The 17,894-nt window shown below is 57.8% G+C and carries 22 protein-coding genes; 6 read left to right on the top strand and 16 right to left on the bottom strand.

What is annotated here, in order from left to right:
* Positions 1-23: 23 nt before the first annotated feature.
* The 5 genes from pheS to thrS form a co-directional block, all read right to left on the bottom strand.
* Positions 24-1,040, bottom strand: coding sequence for a phenylalanine--tRNA ligase subunit alpha (pheS, locus tag ACGSLL_RS20480; protein WP_090282682.1), 1,017 nt, complete (start codon positions 1,038-1,040; stop codon positions 24-26).
* A gap of 109 nt (positions 1,041-1,149) precedes the next feature.
* Positions 1,150-1,506, bottom strand: coding sequence for a 50S ribosomal protein L20 (gene rplT / locus ACGSLL_RS20475; RefSeq protein ID WP_002553161.1), 357 nt, complete (start codon positions 1,504-1,506; stop codon positions 1,150-1,152).
* 27 nt (positions 1,507-1,533) lie between these two features.
* Complete coding sequence (rpmI, locus tag ACGSLL_RS20470) at positions 1,534-1,728, bottom strand: 50S ribosomal protein L35 (RefSeq protein WP_002553160.1); 195 nt, start codon at positions 1,726-1,728, stop codon at positions 1,534-1,536.
* 60 nt (positions 1,729-1,788) lie between these two features.
* A complete protein-coding gene (gene infC, locus ACGSLL_RS20465; RefSeq protein WP_169432615.1) occupies positions 1,789-2,340 on the bottom strand; it encodes a translation initiation factor IF-3 in 552 nt (183 codons plus the stop codon).
* The gene (gene thrS, locus ACGSLL_RS20460; RefSeq protein ID WP_090282681.1) at positions 2,340-4,262 is read right to left on the bottom strand and encodes a threonine--tRNA ligase; all 1,923 of its coding nucleotides are present in this window, start codon (positions 4,260-4,262) and stop codon (positions 2,340-2,342) included. The genes infC and thrS overlap by 1 nt, the downstream gene beginning before the upstream one ends.
* A gap of 369 nt (positions 4,263-4,631) precedes the next feature.
* On the opposite strand from thrS, the gene ACGSLL_RS20455 reads away from it, so the two are divergent.
* Both ACGSLL_RS20455 and ACGSLL_RS20450 read left to right on the top strand, forming a co-directional pair.
* Entirely contained in the window at positions 4,632-4,934 is a 303-nt protein-coding gene (locus ACGSLL_RS20455) for a hypothetical protein (protein ID WP_394507719.1), read from the top strand.
* 290 nt (positions 4,935-5,224) lie between these two features.
* Entirely contained in the window at positions 5,225-5,437 is a 213-nt protein-coding gene (locus ACGSLL_RS20450) for a cold-shock protein (protein WP_003179963.1), read from the top strand.
* A 71-nt stretch (positions 5,438-5,508) separates the two neighbouring features.
* On the opposite strand, the gene ACGSLL_RS20445 is transcribed toward ACGSLL_RS20450, so the two are convergent.
* Together ACGSLL_RS20445 and ACGSLL_RS20440 are read right to left on the bottom strand one after the other, a co-directional pair.
* On the bottom strand, positions 5,509-5,826 hold the full coding sequence (locus ACGSLL_RS20445) for an I78 family peptidase inhibitor (protein ID WP_394507718.1): 318 nt from the start codon (positions 5,824-5,826) through the stop codon (positions 5,509-5,511).
* Between the two features lie 167 nt (positions 5,827-5,993).
* Positions 5,994-6,296: a hypothetical protein gene (locus tag ACGSLL_RS20440; RefSeq protein ID WP_394507717.1), complete on the bottom strand. Its 303-nt coding sequence runs from the start codon at positions 6,294-6,296 to the stop codon at positions 5,994-5,996.
* 129 nt (positions 6,297-6,425) lie between these two features.
* Here ACGSLL_RS20440 and ACGSLL_RS20435 point away from each other — a divergent pair, with 129 nt between their 5' ends.
* Positions 6,426-6,638, top strand: a complete 213-nt coding sequence (locus ACGSLL_RS20435; protein ID WP_394507716.1) for a hypothetical protein — start codon at positions 6,426-6,428, stop codon at positions 6,636-6,638.
* Positions 6,639-6,673: 35 nt separating this feature from the next.
* Here ACGSLL_RS20435 and ACGSLL_RS20430 read toward each other — a convergent pair whose 3' ends face one another.
* From ACGSLL_RS20430 to ACGSLL_RS20395, 8 genes are all read right to left on the bottom strand, one after another.
* Positions 6,674-7,702, bottom strand: coding sequence for a nucleoside hydrolase (locus ACGSLL_RS20430; RefSeq protein WP_394507715.1), 1,029 nt, complete (start codon positions 7,700-7,702; stop codon positions 6,674-6,676).
* A 32-nt stretch (positions 7,703-7,734) separates the two neighbouring features.
* Positions 7,735-8,139, bottom strand: a complete 405-nt coding sequence (rbsD, locus tag ACGSLL_RS20425; protein ID WP_394507714.1) for a D-ribose pyranase — start codon at positions 8,137-8,139, stop codon at positions 7,735-7,737.
* Positions 8,136-9,053: a ribokinase gene (gene rbsK, locus ACGSLL_RS20420; RefSeq protein ID WP_394507713.1), complete on the bottom strand. Its 918-nt coding sequence runs from the start codon at positions 9,051-9,053 to the stop codon at positions 8,136-8,138. The genes rbsD and rbsK overlap by 4 nt, the downstream gene beginning before the upstream one ends.
* Positions 9,054-9,077: 24 nt before the next feature.
* Positions 9,078-10,097, bottom strand: coding sequence for a LacI family DNA-binding transcriptional regulator (locus ACGSLL_RS20415; protein WP_394507712.1), 1,020 nt, complete (start codon positions 10,095-10,097; stop codon positions 9,078-9,080).
* Between the two features lie 3 nt (positions 10,098-10,100).
* Positions 10,101-11,078 carry an ABC transporter permease gene (locus ACGSLL_RS20410; RefSeq protein WP_394507711.1) on the bottom strand — a complete coding sequence of 326 codons (978 nt, stop codon included), beginning with the start codon at positions 11,076-11,078 and terminating at the stop codon, positions 10,101-10,103.
* Positions 11,075-12,628, bottom strand: coding sequence for a sugar ABC transporter ATP-binding protein (locus ACGSLL_RS20405; RefSeq protein WP_394507710.1), 1,554 nt, complete (start codon positions 12,626-12,628; stop codon positions 11,075-11,077). The genes ACGSLL_RS20410 and ACGSLL_RS20405 overlap by 4 nt, the downstream gene beginning before the upstream one ends.
* A 56-nt stretch (positions 12,629-12,684) precedes the next feature.
* Positions 12,685-13,641 (bottom strand): sugar ABC transporter substrate-binding protein, encoded by a 957-nt coding sequence (locus ACGSLL_RS20400; RefSeq protein ID WP_394507709.1) that lies wholly within the window; start codon positions 13,639-13,641, stop codon positions 12,685-12,687.
* Between the two features lie 200 nt (positions 13,642-13,841).
* Entirely contained in the window at positions 13,842-14,288 is a 447-nt protein-coding gene (locus ACGSLL_RS20395) for a hypothetical protein (RefSeq protein WP_090282669.1), read from the bottom strand.
* Positions 14,289-14,636: 348 nt separating this feature from the next.
* Between ACGSLL_RS20395 and ACGSLL_RS20390 the strand changes: the two genes are divergently transcribed.
* The 3 genes from ACGSLL_RS20390 (at position 14,637) to ACGSLL_RS20380 (ending at position 16,888) form a co-directional block, all read left to right on the top strand.
* Positions 14,637-15,725, top strand: coding sequence for an asparaginase (locus tag ACGSLL_RS20390; protein WP_093102799.1), 1,089 nt, complete (start codon positions 14,637-14,639; stop codon positions 15,723-15,725).
* A gap of 199 nt (positions 15,726-15,924) precedes the next feature.
* Positions 15,925-16,194, top strand: coding sequence for a DUF1654 domain-containing protein (locus ACGSLL_RS20385; protein WP_394507737.1), 270 nt, complete (start codon positions 15,925-15,927; stop codon positions 16,192-16,194).
* 4 nt (positions 16,195-16,198) lie between these two features.
* On the top strand, positions 16,199-16,888 hold the full coding sequence (locus ACGSLL_RS20380) for an endonuclease (protein WP_394507708.1): 690 nt from the start codon (positions 16,199-16,201) through the stop codon (positions 16,886-16,888).
* A 52-nt stretch (positions 16,889-16,940) separates the two neighbouring features.
* On the opposite strand, the gene ACGSLL_RS20375 is transcribed toward ACGSLL_RS20380, so the two are convergent.
* A complete protein-coding gene (locus tag ACGSLL_RS20375) occupies positions 16,941-17,852 on the bottom strand; it encodes a siderophore-interacting protein (RefSeq protein WP_394507707.1) in 912 nt (303 codons plus the stop codon).
* Positions 17,853-17,894 lie beyond the last annotated feature (42 nt).

Below are 17,894 nucleotides of genomic sequence, written 5' to 3'. Positions count from 1 at the left end.
GCTCTCCTAAGAATTCGTTACGACTAGCGAAATTGCGCGAGGAACCGCAAGTCGTTGTCGAAGAACAGACGCAAGTCGTTCACGCCGTAACGGAGCATGGCCAGACGTTCGACGCCCATGCCGAAAGCAAAGCCGGAGAACTCTTCCGGATCGATGCCGGACATGCGCAGCACGTTCGGGTGAACCATGCCGCAGCCCATCACTTCCAGCCAGCCGGTCTGCTTGCAGACGCGGCAGCCTTTACCGCTGCACATCACGCATTCCATGTCGACTTCAGCGGATGGCTCGGTGAACGGGAAGTACGAAGGACGGAAACGTACGGCCAGTTCCTTCTCGAAGAACACCCGCAGGAATTCTTCGATGGTGCCTTTGAGATCGGCAAAATTGATGTCGCGATCGACCAGCAGGCCTTCGACCTGGTGGAACATCGGCGAGTGGGTGATATCGGAGTCGCTGCGATACACACGGCCCGGACAGACGATGCGGATCGGCGGCTGCTTCGATTCCATGGTGCGGACCTGTACCGGCGAGGTATGGGTGCGCAACAGCATGTTGGCATTGAAATAGAAGGTGTCATGCATCGACCGGGCCGGGTGGTGGCCTGGGATGTTGAGCGCTTCGAAGTTGTGATAATCGTCTTCCACCTCGGGGCCTTCGGCGATGCCGTAGCCAATGCGGGTGAAGAACTGCTCGACACGCTCCAGCGTGCGGGTCACCGGATGCAGACCACCGGAGGTCTGGCCACGGCCCGGCAATGTCACGTCGATGGATTCGGCGGACAGTTTGGCAGCCAGTTCGGCTTCTTCAAACAGAGCCATGCGCGCATTGAGAACGCCTGTGACACGCTCCTTGGCAACGTTGATCAGGGCGCCGACTTGCGGACGCTCTTCTGCTGGCAGATTGCCCAGGGTCTTCATCACCTGAGTCAATTCGCCCTTTTTGCCAAGGTATTGAACCCGGATTTGCTCCAGGGCATTGATATCTTCAGCGCTTTGCACAGCCTCTAGTGCTTGAGCGACCAGCGCATCCAGGTTTTCCATGTACAGACTCCAGATACAAAATAGGGGAAGAGCTTGAAGGCTCTTCCCCTATTTATGACGTTTAACACCTGACCCCACAAAGGTGAGGCCGGGTGACTGTCGGGGGTACTTAAGCCAAGGTGGCTTTAGCTTTCTCGACAATCGCAGCAAACGCCGCTTTTTCGTTCACTGCCAGATCAGCCAGAACCTTACGGTCGATCTCGATGGACGCTTTTTTCAGGCCAGCGATGAAACGGCTGTAGGACAGACCGTTAACACGAGCACCAGCGTTGATACGAGCGATCCACAGAGCGCGGAACTGACGTTTTTTCTGACGACGGTCACGGTAGGCGTACTGGCCTGCCTTGATTACCGCTTGCTTGGCAACACGGAATACGCGGGAGCGTGCGCCGTAGTAGCCTTTAGCAAGTTTCAGAATTTTTTTGTGACGCTTACGGGCAATGACGCCACGCTTTACACGAGCCATGAGTTACTTCCTCTATTCTTGACTAAATTAACGAAGGCGCAGCATGCGCTCGACTTTTGCCACGTCAGACGGATGCAGCAAGCTGCTACCGCGCAATTGACGCTTACGCTTGGTCGACATTTTAGTCAGGATGTGGCTCTTGAAAGCGTGCTTGTGCTTGATGCCGTTAGCAGTTTTCAGAAACCGCTTGGCAGCACCACTTTTGGTTTTCATTTTTGGCATGTTCGGATACTCCGCATTCAGTTGATAAACATAATCAGAAGGCCTGCCGTGCCCTGTTGATTACTTCTTCTTTTTCGGGGCGATGACCATGATCAGCTGGCGTCCTTCCATCTTAGGATGCTGTTCGACCGAACCGTACTCGAGCAGGTCTTGTTCAACCCGCTTGAGGAGTTCCATCCCCAGCTCCTGGTGGGCCATCTCACGGCCGCGGAATCGCAAGGATACCTTGGCCCTGTCCCCGTCACTCAGGAAACGTACCAGGTTGCGCAGTTTTACCTGGTAATCCCCTTCCTCCGTCCCTGGACGAAACTTGATTTCTTTAACCTGAATCTGCTTCTGGTTCTTCTTCGCCGCGGCAATCTGCTTCTTCTTTTCGAAGATCGACTTGCCGTAGTCCATCACCCGGCAAACCGGCGGGACTGCGTCCGCGGAGATTTCCACCAGATCAAGCTTTGCTTCTTCAGCGATACGAAGCGCTTCATCAATCGAGACGATGCCAATCTGCTCGCCATCAGCGCCAATTAACCGAACCTCGCGTGCCGAGATATTCTCGTTGATCGGGGCTTTCGGTGCAGCTCGTTTATCTTGTCTCATTTCACGCTTAATAATAATTACTCCGAATCTGGGCGACCACGCCGGGAAACCGCTTGCGCGAGAAACTCAGCGAACCGGGCGACGGGCATCGAGCCCAGGTCAGCACCTTCACGAGTACGCACAGCGACAGTCTGCATCTCGACTTCCTTATCTCCGATAACCAAAAGATAGGGAACCTTGAGCAAAGTATGCTCGCGGATTTTAAAGCCGATCTTTTCATTTCTCAAGTCGGACTTGGCACGAAATCCGCTTTCGTTGAGAGTTTTTTCAACCTCTGCAACAAAATCTGCCTGTTTATCAGTGATATTCATGATCACCGCCTGCGTTGGCGCCAGCCAGGCAGGGAACGCACCCTCGTAGTGCTCGATCAGAATCCCGACGAATCGCTCGAAGGAACCGAGGATCGCACGGTGCAGCATCACCGGGTGTTTGCGGCTGTTGTCTTCGGAGACGTATTCAGCGCCCAAACGGACAGGCAGGTTAAAATCGAGCTGCAAGGTACCACATTGCCAGACGCGACCGAGGCAATCTTTTAGCGAGAACTCGATCTTCGGACCGTAGAACGCACCCTCGCCCGGCTGCAGATCGTACGGCAGGCCCGCAGAATCAAGGGCTGCAGCCAATGCGGCTTCAGCGCGATCCCACAGCTCGTCGGAACCGACACGTTTTTCCGGACGAGTGGACAGCTTCATCTCGACATCGGTGAAGCCGAAGTCGCGATAAACGTCCATGGTCAGCTTGATGAACGCGGCGGACTCAGCCTGCATCTGCTCTTCGGTGCAGAAAATGTGGGCGTCATCCTGAGTGAACGCTCGCACACGCATGATGCCGTGCAGCGCGCCCGACGGCTCGTTGCGGTGGCAGGCACCGAATTCGGCCAGACGCATCGGCAGTTCGCGGTAACTTTTCAGGCCCTGATTGAACACCTGCACGTGGCAAGGGCAGTTCATCGGCTTGATCGCGTAGTCGCGACTTTCCGACTCAGTGGTGAACATGTTGTCGGCGTAGTTGGCCCAGTGCCCGGATTTCTCCCACAGGCTGCGGTCAACGACTTGCGGCGTTTTGATCTCGAGGTAGCCGTTGTCGCGTTGCACCTTGCGCATGTACTGCTCGAGCACCTGATACAAGGTCCAGCCGTTCGGGTGCCAGAAGACCATGCCCGGCGCTTCTTCCTGGGTGTGGAACAGGCCCAGACGTTTGCCGATCTTGCGGTGATCGCGCTTTTCAGCTTCTTCGATGCGCTGAATGTAGGCCGCCAATTGCTTCTTGTCGGCCCAGGCAGTGCCGTAAACGCGCTGCAATTGCTCGTTTTTGGCGTCGCCGCGCCAGTAGGCGCCGGACAGCTTGGTCAGCTTGAAGGATTTCAGAAAACGCGTGTTCGGCACATGCGGACCGCGGCACATGTCGACGTATTCTTCGTGATAGTACAGGCCCATGGCCTGTTCGTTCGGCATGTCCTCGACCAGGCGCAGCTTGTAGTCTTCGCCGCGGGCCTTGAACACTTCGATCACTTCAGCGCGCGGAGTGACTTTCTTGATCACGTCGTAATCTTTTTCGATCAGCTGCTGCATGCGCTGTTCGATGGCGGCCATGTCGTCCGGAGTAAAAGGACGCTCGAAGGCGATGTCGTAATAGAAGCCTTCGTCGATGACCGGCCCGATGACCATTTTTGCAGTCGGGTACAGCTGCTTCACCGCATGGCCGACCAGGTGCGCGCAAGAGTGGCGAATGATCTCCAGCCCCTCTTCATCCTTTGGCGTGATGATTTGCAGGGTCGCGTCGCTGCTGATGATGTCGCTGGCGTCGACCAGTTGCCCATTGACCTTGCCGGCCAGGGTGGCCTTGGCCAGACCCGCACCAATGGATGCGGCGACCTCGGCTACGGAAACCGGGTGATCGAATGAACGTTGACTGCCGTCGGGAAGAGTAATAGTTGGCATGGCGCCTCCTCTCCTAGTGGTGACCCCTACCAAAGGTCACGTGGGTTGGGATGAGCCAGTACAAGATCCGGTCCAGGCCATTCAACGATGAACGCCTGCCTTACAGCGGCAGGAGCCTTGCGGCCAACCGGAAAACCGAACCAGAGTGACTGGGATTCAAATCAGAATTTTCGCACGCTGACCGCGGCCGGGACTGAAGGTCATCGGCGCCTGAAAACGCATGAGATCAGCATCCTAGCACAGATGAGCGGTCGCTTACGTGCTGATTTGGCAGAAGGCAAACCGTCCGTTTTTATGCCAGAGTGCTGAACTAGATCGGCTCTTGAGCCCTCAGATAACAAGACATTGACCCACAAGGAGCATCCTCGCATGCGTCTGAACACCTTATTCGCCGTCGTCGCCCCTCTTGCTCTGTTGCTGCCGCTGAGCGCTCATGCCGACTGGCCGAAGGGCGAGCGTGAGAAATACATGGCGCAGTGCACCCAGGCTGCAACGCAACAAATTGGCGCCGCCGCAGCCAAATCTCATTGTGCCTGTGGTGCCGATGCCATCAAGTCTTATCCGGCCAGCGATATTCAGGCATTGATGGACAACAAGGCGACCCCGGAACTGCAACAGAAAGCCCTGGGTCAGATCGCCAAATGCAAGGCAAATACCGCTCCGAAAAAATGAGAAAACCGCGCTTTCTGATCGGCTGAAAGCTGATAAAAAGTGCTGGAAATGAAGCTTTTCAGACGATTTATGCAGGTTTTACAGGTTTTTTTATCGTCTTTACGTTTCGCTGCAAGCCTTTCAAACCGGGGCTTTCAGCAGAAACGGGTGGTAAAGAAAACACGACTGATTGGCAAACAGCACGTCCGGGGGGCTCCCAAAGCGAACATTTCGACTATGATACCCGGGTGTGCCCAGTTGGCCTGAGCAGCACAGTACTACTGAAAATATATGTTTCTTGGAGATACACCATGTCTAATCGCCAAACCGGCACCGTTAAATGGTTCAACGATGAAAAAGGCTTCGGCTTCATCACTCCTCAAGGTGGCGGTGACGACCTGTTCGTACACTTCAAAGCTATCGAATCCGACGGTTTCAAAAGCCTGAAAGAAGGCCAGACCGTCTCTTTCGTGGCTGAGAAAGGCCAAAAGGGTATGCAAGCTGCACAAGTTCGCCCAGAGTAATTTCCTGGCGCACTAAAAAAACCCCGTCCATGTGACGGGGTTTTTTGTGGCCGCAACAAAGTGGTTTGCGATCAGCCGCAGTTGACGCGGGTGACCACCAGATTGTTGTCAGTGTTCAGATTCAAACGATCGGAACGGTATTCCAGGGTGATCATGTCGGTCGGCTTGAGGAACCGCGCATTTTGCGCACCGGCCTTGACGCGCGCCTGCTCCAGGAGTTCCGGCGAAGCCTTTTTGCCGACGGTGAACTGCGCCGCCGATGCTTCACAGCGGCTGTGACCGGCGTCAGTCGCCACACTATCCTTTGCCGACTCGCTGGAGCTCGTGCTGCAACCGGCCAACAGCGCAGCGGCGATGAGTGCACCCAGTGTCGCGAACTTCAAAGGCATGAAGCCTCCTTGATTTCAAAATGGTTAAGCTGAGATCGTGCGACCGCCAATCCGGCGTTTGGTTTCGCAAGCAAAGCCATCACCCGGCGCACAATCGGAAAAATGCCGAGTGTGCCTGAGCGCAACAGCGTTCTCAGCCTGCAATCGTGACTGAATATTAACGGCGCTCAGTAAACGTCGATGTAGTCGTAAGGCGGATTCGGCCAGTTGTCCTTGAGCGCGTTGTAGATCTGCATGACCCAGACCTCATCACTCGCCGCCACATTACCCACATAACCAGAACCTTTCGCCCACGTCTCGAGGCGAAACAGCAGACCATCGATATCCTGCCCACCCGTGACCGTCGACAGATAGGCGATGCCGCCCTTGGTCACGCGCAATTGGGTGTGCACGTCATCGCTGGCCGAGGCCAATAACTGGCGCACAGCCTCGAGGGTGAGGCCGTCGGGAGTGTTCAAATCGATTTGCACAGCACAGCCTCTGGATCGCTGGAAAAGACCAAGTGTCGCATAGCACCCCGCTCATGCCTAAGTCGCAGTGCCAAGCGCACGACAAAATGGTTAACTCGACGTTCGGACTATCCACTCTTCGAGCGCCCCATGAACACCATCAGCATCGACGCCGACATCAAAGCCAAATGGGCAGACGGACACAGCTCTTACAGCCCGGGCACCGCCGAGGAGCTTGCGTTGATTGGCATCGATCTGCTGGTCAAGGCGCTGGGCACCGAAGCGGCCCAGCAATTCATAAAGCAGGTTTTCGAGCGCTACCCGGTCGAGGTAACCGCGCAGGAAATGACCGAGAAGGGATAAAAAAACCCGCAGGCTGGCACCTGCGGGCGGGTCGTTTATTTCAAGCGCTTGAGACGCTCGGTCAGCAAATCAAAGAAGCCCTGAGCATCGCCATTCTCCACCCAGAAAGCATTCTTGGGCGCCTTCAGGCCATCGTACCAATCGACAATGGTCTGACCAAACGTCGGGCCTTCGCGACTGTCGACCACCACGTTGACCGCGCGACCAGTGAACAGCTCAGGCTTGAGCAGATACGCGACGACGGTGGCGTCATGCACAGGGCCACCCGGAATGCCGTAGTGTTCCATATCGCCTTTGATGTATTCGTTGAGGATGTCGCCGACAATTTTGCTCGCATTGTTATTGAGCGCGGCAATCTGCTTCAGGCGGGCATCGCTGGTGAGGATCTTGTGCGTCACGTCCAGCGGCAGATAAGTCAGCTTCACCCCACTTTTCAGCACCACTTCCGCCGCCTGCGGGTCGGCGAACAGGTTGAATTCGGCGACTGGCGTGATGTTGCCGCCGTTGAAATGTGCGCCGCCCATGATCACCACTTCCTTGATGCCCTGAACGATCTCCGGCTCCTGAATCAACGCCAGCGCCAGATTGGTCTGCGGCCCCAGCATGGCGATGGTGATGCTGTGTGGCTTGGCCTTTTTCAGGGTGTCGATCAGGTAATTGACCGCACTGCCCTCAGCCAGGCCTTTTTTCGGCTCATGCACGGTGACACCCGACAGGCCTTCCTTGCCATGAATGTTTTCGGCGTAGATCGGCGTGCGCATCAGCGGTTTAGGCGCGCCGGCGTATACCGGTACATCTTCGCGCCCTGCCCATTCGCGAGCCAGTCGAGCGTTACGCGAGGTTTTGTCCAGACGCACGTTGCCGGCCACGGTGGTCAGCGCGCGGATATTCAGCTCGTCCGGCGAAGCCAGGGCGAACAGCAAGGCGACGACATCGTCAGCACCCGGATCGGTGTCGATGATCAGGTCGATCTTCTCCGCCGCCTGAGCGCCGGTGGCAGTGATTAAGGACAAAAGCAGCAGACTCCGGAGCAGTTGGTGCAGTTTCTGAGCATAGCGTTGCATGGCGCATTCCTTGTGCAGATGAAATCGAAAAATCAGAACGTAACTCCCGCGACCAGCACGATGTTGCAGTAAGGCTGGCATTCGCCTGTACGAACAATCGCCCGCGCCTGTCGGCTGAGCACCTTGAATTGCTCGTGGCCGAGCAGATCGCGACGGCCCAGAGCCCCCTCCCCGTTCAACGCCTCGAGTACACTCAAGGCGCTCGGTTGTTTATCGAAGATTTCCTTGGCGATTGCGTGGCTTTCCACCTGCATCTCGCTGAGCACGACGTTGAGGGTGCTGATGAAATCCGGGACGCCGTGAGTCAGTGCCAGGTCGATCAGCTCGACACCCGGCGGCACGGGCAAACCGGCGTCGCCAATCACTACCATGTCGCCATGACCTAGCGAGGCGATCAGTCGCGACAACGCGACGTTGAGCAGAGGAGTCTTTTTCATGCGGGTTCAAAAGCCTGTACGTCGAACATAGTAGGAATGGACGGCTGCGCGCCCGCGCGGGTGACTGACAGCGCGGCGGCGATCTGCCCGTAGCGAATGGCTGAAGCTTCGGATTGGCCATTGGCCAGGGCCGCGGCGAAACCACCGACAAACGTGTCCCCCGCCGCCGTGGTATCGACAGCCTGTACTTTCGGCGCGGGGAAATGCTCGAAGCCCTGGCCATTGGCAAACAGCGAACCTTGCGCCCCCAGGGTCACGATGACTTTGCCGGCGCCCATGGCAATCAACCGAGTGGCCGCGCTTTCTGCGCTCTGCAGCGAATCCACTGGCATGCCGCTCAAGGCAGCCGCCTCGCTTTCGTTCGGAATCAGGTAATCAATCGCTGCAAACCAGTCCGCCGGCAGCGGGCGACTGGCTGGGGCCGGGTTGAGAATGACAACCTTGCCGAGGGCGCGCGCACGCTTGAGCGCATGCCCTACCGTGGCATCAGGAATCTCCAACTGACAGATGATCACGTCTGCCGCTTGCAGCACTGCGTCAAACCGATCGATGACGGCTGGCGTCATGGCACCGTTGGCACCGGCGACGATCACAATGGCGTTCTGGCTGTTGTCATCGACCACGATCAGCGCCACGCCACTGGAACCGTCAACGGTACTCACGGCCTGGCAGTCGATCTGCTCGGCCAGCAGCGCATCGCGCAACTGCACACCGTAATCGTCGTCACCGACACAGCCGACCATTGCCACCTGCGCGCCGAGCCGTGCAGCAGCCACCGCCTGATTGGCGCCCTTGCCACCGGACACCGTGGCAAACGAATGGCCGATCAGGGTTTCACCGCCGACCGGCAGCCGAGGCGCGCGGGTCACCAGATCCATGTTCAGGCTGCCTATTACCACTACATTTGCGGGCATACATCATTACTCATCAATTCGGTTTCAGCGGTATTCGGTGAACACGCCGGACAGCGGTGCGGTCGACTCGCGCAAGACAATACTCGGGGTGACGATGCGTTGATCGGTGACCAGATTCGGCGTGGCGATCCTGCGCAGCAACACTTCGGCCGCCATTTCACCGAGTTGCAGGATCGATTGCCCCACCGTGGTCAACGCCGGATACACGTAACGGCTCATCTGAATGTCATCGAAGCCGATGACCGACAGCTCGCCAGGCACCCGCACGTTGCGTTCTGCTGCCGCGCGCAACACACCGATGCCGATCATGTCGTTACCGGCGAAAATCGCGCTCGGCGGATTGTTTTGCAGCAGCTTCGCCGCGGCGTTGTAACCGCCCGTGCTGGTGAAGTCACTTTCCAGCATGCGCTCCTGCCGCACCGCGATACCTGCCTCATTCAACGCCCGGCAATAACCGGCCTGACGCATCTGCGCAACACTGGTGCTCGCCGGGCCGCCGATGGTGGCGATGTCACGATGCCCCAATTCCAGCAAATGGCGGGTTGCGAGGTACGCGCCGTATTCATGGTCGATACGCACCAGATCGGCGTCGACGCCTTCAAGACCCCGGTCGACGATGACCATGGGCGTTTTCACCCCGGCCAGCCCCTGCGCCAGGGCGCTGTCACCGCCGGCAGACGCGAAGATCAGACCGTCGATGCGTTTCTCGAGCAATACACGCAGATAGCTGCGCTGCTTGTCGGGATTGTCGTCGGAGTTGCAAAGAATCACGCAATAGCCGTTACGCTCGCAGTAATCCTCGATCCCGCGCGCCAGTTCGGCGAAGTACGGGTTGAGACTGTTCGGCACCAGCAGGCCGATGGTCGCCGTGGTCTTGGCTTTCAGCGAGCGCGCCACTGCGCTCGGTACGTAGTCGAGGCTCTTGATTGCCGCTTCGACTTTCAACCGTACTTCCTTGCTGACCGGCCGGGTGTTGTTCACCACATGCGATACGGTCGTGTAGGAAATGCCTGCCAGCGCTGCCACATCCTTGATCGTTGCCATGTCTTAGCCCCGCCGACTGGCGCGCTGACTGCGGTAAGTGTCGAGCACCACCGCGATCACGATGACGGCGCCGGTGATAATGCGTTTGGTCGGTTCGGTCGCGCCAATCTGCGCCAGACCCGCCGCCAGTACCGAGATGATCAACACGCCGAAGAACGTACTGATCACCGAACCGCGCCCGCCCATCAGACTGGTGCCGCCAATCACCACCGCAGCGATAACTTGCAGCTCCAGACCGGAGCCGGCATTCGGGTCGGCAGCTTCCAGACGGGAAATCTGAAACAGCGCCGCGATGCCGGCCAGCAGGCCCATCAGGCTGAATACCAGAATCTTGTAAGGCTTCGGATTGATCCCGGCGAGCCGTACCGCCTCTTCGTTGGTGCCGATGCCGATCAGGTAGCGACCGAATACGGTGCGCGTCAGCACGGCCTGTGCGATGAAAATCACCAGCAAGGCAATGATGAACGACGGCGAGATACCGAACGCGATCGGGTTCGAGAGCCAGGCGAACGAATCCCCGATGTAGGCCGTGCGCGAGCCGGTCATCTGGTACGCCAGGCCACGGGCCATTTCCAGCACACCGAGCGATACGATAAAAGAAGGAATCCGCCAGGCCACCGTGATGGAACCGGTGACGGTGCCGGCGACGGCCGCTACCGCCATCCCGAGCAACGCCGACGGCAACACGCCCCAGCCCCAGCCGAGAATCGCCACGCTGACGGTCGAAGCCGCCAATGCCAGCACCGAACCGACCGAAAGGTCGATGCCGCCGATGATCAACACGAACGTCATGCCGACCGCCAGCACCATCAGATCCGGGATCTGGTTGGCCAGCGTACTGAAGGTGTTATAGGACAGAAAGTGGCTGCTCAAGACCGAGAACAGCGCAATCATCGCCAGCAAGGCACCGGCCAGGCCCAGATAGGTGCCCAGGCCATAGAAGTTGCCACTACGTTTGCCGGCAGGAGATGCAGTTTTCATGGGAGATCCCTAGGCGCCGCTTCATTGAGCAACGCATCACGTTTTTGGTAGCCGGCAAATGCGGCGGCAAGCAAGTCATCCTGGGTCCAGCTGTCGCGCTCGAAGGTATCGATCAGACGCCCCGCGGACAGCACGCCGATGCGGTCGCAGATCAGCATCAATTCGCGCAGATCACTGGACACCACCACCAGCGCTTTGCCCTGCCTCGTCAGCTCGCCGAGCAAGGCATAAATGTCGAACTTGGCGCCGACGTCGATGCCACGGGTCGGCTCGTCGAACAGCAGCACCGAACAATCACGCTCCAGCCAGCGGCCGATGACAACCTTTTGCTGATTGCCCCCGGAGAGCTCGGAAACCAATTGCGTCGGGCTAGAACTGCGGATGCGCATGGCGTCGATCTGGCGCTGCGCCAGAGAGATTTCATCGCCATTGTTGACGAAACCGCCACTGGAGATTTCCGGCATATTGCCTAGCGCGATGTTGGCGCTGATCGACTGACTGAGCAGCAACCCCTCGCCTTTACGATCCTCGGTAATCAATGCAATGCCATGACGCACGGCATCCACGGGCGAGCGCACACTGACTGACTTGGCCGGCGAGCCGAGGGCGATAGTGCCGCTGTCGGCCGTATCCGCGCCGAAGATCAGCCGTAGCAGTTCCGTGCGCCCTGCCCCGATCAGTCCGGAAATCCCGAAGATTTCCCCGGCACGCACTTCGAACGAGACATCGCGGACTTTGTCACCGCGAGTCAAGCCGTTGATCGTCAGGGCCGGGGCGCCGATCTTGCGCGGCCCCATGTCGATGTGTTCGCCCAATTCGCGACCGACCATCAGCGTGACCAATTGCTCACTGTTGTAATTGGCCATTGGCTCGACGCAGACCAGATTGCCGTCACGCAACACGGCTATGCGCTGCGCGACGCGGGCGAGTTCTTCGAGACGGTGGGAAATGTAGATGATCGAGACGCCGCGCGCCTGCAATCGGGTGATCTGCTCAAAAAGCATCTCGACTTCACGCGCCGTGAGCATCGCGGTCGGCTCGTCGAGAATCAGCACATGGCAATCGCCGATCAGGTTGCGGGCGATTTCGACCATTTGCTGATGGCCGATACCCAGCTCGCCGACCAGGGTGTCCGGATCGATCGCATCAAGACCGACCTGCGCCATGGCCTCAATAGCCGCTTTGCGCAGTTGCTTGCGGCTGATCCAGCCGCCGTTGCTGGGCAAATTGTCGAGAAACAGATTTTCCGCCACCGACAGGGTCGGCAACAGATTGAGTTCTTGCATGACCATGCGCACACCGAGCTCTTCGGCCTGCGTGCGACTGCCCGGACGATACTCCTTGCCGTGGAATTGCATCTGGCCGGTGGTCGGCGTAACGAGCCCGCCGATGATCTTCGACAGCGTGCTTTTGCCGGCGCCATTCTCACCGGTCAACGCCAGCACTTCACCGCGCATCAGCGTCAGATCGATGCCGGTCAGCACCGGTTGCGCATAGGTCTTACCGATACCGCTGACCGAGAGGACAGCGTTCGGGGCGGAAACTGACATAGAAAACTCTCCGTACGCTCGCCCCGACGGACGAGCGCCATTGTGTCGCCAGAAGCTTACTGAGTGACCAGCTCGACCGGTGTTTCGATCACGCCGTTGGCACCGCTGTCGACTTTCTCGCCTTTGATGATTTTCAACGCGGTCTCGATGCCGAATACCGCCTGTTTGGCGGCGAACTGGTCAGCCGTGGCCAGTACGCGACCGTCCTTGAGCATCGGCTTGATCGCATTGATGTTGTCGTAACCGACGATCTTCACCTGACCTGCCTTGCCGGCAGCACGGACGGCAGAAACGGCGCCGACGGCCATGCTGTCATTGCCGGTCAGCAGTGCTTTGACGTCCGGGTACTCGCTGAGAATCGACGCGGCAACCTTGTTGCCCTTGTCGATTTCCCAGTCACCGGATTGCAGGGAAACGATCTTGATCTGTGCAGCCTCCATCGCATCCTTGAAGCCAGCAGTACGTTGCTGGGCATTGGTGGTCGTGGACACACCTTCAATGATGCCGACTTCGTCACCGGCCTTGAGTTGCTTGGCCAGGTACTCACCGACCAGCCGCGCACCCTTACGGTTGTCGGGCCCTACGAAGGGGACGCTGATGTTTTTGCTTTTGACGATTGCCGGATCAAGCTGATTGTCGATGTTGATCACGGTGATGCCCGCGTCGACGGCCTTCTTGATCACCGGCACCATCGCTTTGGAGTCCGAGGGTGCGATAACCAATGCGTCGACTTTGGCGAGGATCATCTGCTCGACAATTTTGGTCTGGCCTGCGGTATCGGTCTCGTCCTTGATGCCGTTGGAGATCAGGTCGAAATCAGCGGAGTGTTCTTTCTGGTAGGCCTTGGCGCCGTCTTCCATGGTCAGGAAGAATTCGTTGGCCAGGGATTTCATGACCAAGGCGACTTTGGGCTTTGCAGTGGATTCGGCGAACGCCGAGGAGACAGGTAGCGCGGCGGCTGTGGCAGCCAGCATAGCGACAGCAAGAAGACGTCCAGCGAATGGCAGCTTCATGGGTTCACTCCGATCTTATGATTATTGTGAGCAACGCTTGCGCTGGCGTAAGCTACATCGCTCGCGAACGATGCGACAGCACCGCACGCAAGCGACGCAAACGTTTGCGTAGACCGAACTATGCGAATCCCGCCGACATTTGTCAACAATCAGAAATCGTCATTTTTTGTAGGGCGAATCCCCGATGCGCCCCTTCTGCGTCAAACCGTGGTGTTCACCACATTGCCGCTGGTTGAACCCTGGGACATTTCCTTGACCAGTGCAGCGGCGACTTCCGTCATCGCGGCGCTGGTTTGCGCGATCTGCCCTTGAATCGACATGACCGCCTGGGACTTGGCTTCGGGTGTCGGGTAGCTCTTGGCCTGGGCGGCGGCCAACTGCTGTTGTTGCTCTTGAAGCTGCTTTTGCAATTCCTGCATGCGCTTGAGGAGCATTTTCACGGTGGTATTGAGATTGCTGCTGCCTTCGGTTTTGCTCTCTTCTGGCGCAGCGCCACCGGTCCTGACCTGATTGCTTTTGTCTTTTTCAACGCCAAGGGCCTCCGCAGAAGCGTCCTTGCCCGCGTCGTTCAACGTGTTGATCGTTGCTGCGGTTTTACCGCCGATGGTGACAGCACCCGGATTTGCAAAGCCGACCGTCAGTGACATGTGTATCCCCAGATTTCAGATTCCTTGAACACCCATCGGCGCTTGCCCGAATTTCTTTAGCAGAAAATCGAAAATCGGCCAGCCGACGGGCTCGACAGTGGTCGTAGTCTTTTTCGGAGAGCCGAACACGAAAGCGCGCTTTGTTCGGGAAACCGGATAAACCCTTGCGTCCAACTTTTACTTACACCTGAAATCTTGATGTAAATCATCAGTTTAAGCATTTTGGCGAGGCACAGTACGGCTGGTACAGATCCTGCTCCTTTCATCGCACCCCGGGCATCCAGATCGGCCTGGGGCGCATCTAGATGAACCTGCATCAGCACCGTCTCACTACTAGAGAGAAAAATAATGAAATCTGCTTTCAACACTTTGGTTCCGGGCGCTTTGGCCCTCCTCCTGCTCCTGCCCACCGCCCTTCAGGCAAAAGAAGCCGAAACCCAGACCAAGCTCGCTAACGTCGTGGTACTCGCCACCGGCGGCACGATTGCCGGTGCCGGCGCCAGCGCCGCCAACAGCGCCACCTATCAGGCCGCGAAGGTCGGTGTCGAGCAACTGATTGCCGGCATTCCCGAACTGAGCAAGCTGGCCAACGTGCGTGGCGAACAAGTCATGCAGATCGCTTCAGAAAGCATCACCAACGAAAACCTTTTGCAATTGGGCCGCCGCGTCGCCGAGCTGGCCGACAGCAAGGATGTCGACGGCATCGTCATCACTCACGGTACCGACACCCTGGAAGAAACCGCCTACTTCCTGAACCTGGTGGAAAAAACCGACAAGCCAATCATCGTGGTCGGCTCGATGCGTCCGGGCACCGCCATGTCCGCTGACGGCATGCTCAACCTGTACAACGCCGTGGCCGTGGCCAGCAGCAAAGAAGCACACGGCAAAGGCGTACTGGTGACCATGAACGATGAAATCCAGTCCGGTCGCGACGTCAGCAAGATGATCAACATCAAGACCGAGGCGTTCAAGAGTGCCTGGGGCCCGTTGGGCATGGTCGTTGAAGGCAAATCCTACTGGTTCCGCTTGCCGGCCAAGCGTCACACCATGGATTCGGAATTCGACATCAAGAACATCAAGAGCCTGCCTGACGTAGAAATCGCCTATTCCTACGGCAACGTCAGCGATACGGCCTACAAGGCTCTCGCGCAGTCCGGCGCCAAGGCGATCATTCACGCCGGCACCGGCAACGGCTCGGTGTCCTCCCGCGTCGTCCCGGCCCTGCAAGCGCTGCGCAAGGATGGCGTACAGATCATTCGCTCATCCCACGTCAACGCTGGCGGCTTCGTTCTGCGCAACGCCGAACAACCTGACGACAAGTACGACTGGGTCGTCGCGCATGACCTGAACCCGCAGAAAGCGCGCATTCTGGCGATGGTCGCGCTGACCAAGACCAACGACAGCAAAGAGCTGCAACGGATGTTCTGGGAATACTGATTGAGCTTCGCCCGGTTCATTCCTGATCGGGCAATTCACGCATCATCCGTTTGCCAAAGCGGGTGATGCGCTACTTACCGCCCTCGCGCACTTTTCCTACAAAAAATTCGATACCTCCCACACCAAAATCAGAAAACCACTGTCAGAGGATTTTCTTGAATTTTAAGCAGTTGCGAAAATGCTTACAGTTAAATACTGTATGCACGTACAGCTTGATAAGGATAACCTCGTGGCCACTTCCCCTGATGCTCCTGACGCTTACGAACGCATGGGTATGCGCGTTCAGAAAATCATCAACTCTCCCTCCGCCCAAAAAGCCAAAGCCGCGCTGATTTTCCGTCTTCCAGACGAGCCGATGGACGACTGGGAACGCCTGCTCGAGGAAATCGACGAGAACGACAATGTCACCCTCGCTTATCGCGACGACGGTGGCGTGCAGATTTTTTGGGTTGTGCCGAAGGAAGATTGATTCAATGAGTGTCCGCTGTGTTGCGTTGCTGCTGTTATTTGTCGCCATGGGTGCTCAGGCCGGCGCGCCCCGCACCTTTTCCGAAGCCAAAAAGGCTGCCTGGAAACTCTATGCACCCCAGTCCACCGAATTTTATTGCGGATGCAAATACACCGGGAACCGGGTTGATCTGAAAGCCTGCGGTTACGTACCGCGCAAGAATGCCAAGCGCGCCTCGCGCATCGAATGGGAACACATTGTGCCGGCCTGGCAAATTGGCCATCAGCGCCAATGCTGGCAGAGCGGTGGACGCAAGAATTGCACACGCTACGACCCGGTCTATCAGAAAGCCGAGGCCGATTTGCACAACCTGGTGCCGAGCATTGGCGAGGTAAATGGCGACCGCAGCAACTTCAGCTTCGGCTGGCTGCCGGTCCAATCCGGCCAATATGGCTCGTGCCTGACCCAAGTCGATTTCAAGGCAAAGAAGGTCATGCCCCGCCCCTCGATCCGCGGAATGATTGCCCGAACGTACTTCTATATGAGCAAGCAGTACGGCTTGCGCCTGTCGAAACAGGATCGAAAACTGTATGAGGCGTGGGACAAGACCTATCCGGTGCAAGACTGGGAGCTTCAGCGCAATCAGAGCGTGGCGTGTGTGATGGGACGCGGCAATGAGTTCGTCGGCCCAGTGAACATGAAAGCCTGCGGCTGAATCGGCAGGCAAAAGAAAGCCTCGAACGTGATGTTCGAGGCTTTTTTATGGGTTAGTTGGCGGCCTTGTTGTGCCGCCAGTAACCCATCAGATTAAGCGATTCACGCGGCAGGCCGCACTCCTTGATCAAGTATCTGCGCAAGCTCATCACCGCCGCAGACTCTCCGGCGATCCAGCCGTAAAATCCATCCGGGGCGCTATCGGCGATCTCCCAGAGAATGTCTTTTTCGATATCGACTTCAGCCAGTTCAGGTGATTGGACGACCGAGGCCGCATGGACTGGCAAAACAGCTGCCCGCACGGCTTGCATCATCAAAACTCCAGCGACCGACTCGCTCACCTGGTCGCGAATCAGCCACTGCACCGACAACCCCGGCCAATCTGGAACGGCAAGCATGTCCTGCGGGCTGTCCACTTCGAAAAACGCCTGGACATGCGGCGGCGCCGAAGACCTCGCCAACTGATCCAGTATGCCCATCGCGGCCGGCAAGGCCGTCGCATCGGCAACCAGCAGAACCTGCTTGAGGGTTTGCGGTGGCTTCCACTCGAAACCGCCCGTCTCCTTCGCCGAGAATTGCCGGTCAGGTGCAAGGATCTGCATCGCATCGCCTGGCTGCGAATGCAGTGCCCAGCGCGACGCCGGACCTGTCTCGCCGTGCAGGACAAAATCGATATCGACTTCGCCCTGCTCGGCGCGCAAGTTACGGATGGTGTAGGTCCGCATCGCCGGGCGTCGATCCGCCAGCATCGCGCGAAACCGAGCGTACCAGCCATCCTCCTGCGCAAGCTTCGCGTGCGATCCATTGGCCGCAGGGAAAAACAGTTTCACCCGCTGATCCGGGGCCCACGCAACCATCCGTGCAACTGACGGGCCCGCTAAAGTGATGCGCATCAGGTGCGGACTCAACCGGGTCTTGCGATGCAGGGTGGTATCGAACAGCTTGTACGGGTTGGCGGAGGCCATGGGAGCTCCTTTTGGAAATCATCAGCGACTGCAAGTAGAACG

Source organism: Pseudomonas retamae (assembly GCF_043496865.1).
In the GTDB taxonomy this organism is placed as follows: Bacteria; Pseudomonadota; Gammaproteobacteria; order Pseudomonadales; family Pseudomonadaceae; genus Aquipseudomonas; species Aquipseudomonas retamae.
The sequence above is the reverse complement of the archived record's forward strand: the minus strand, read 5'-3'. Positions and strand labels throughout refer to the sequence as shown.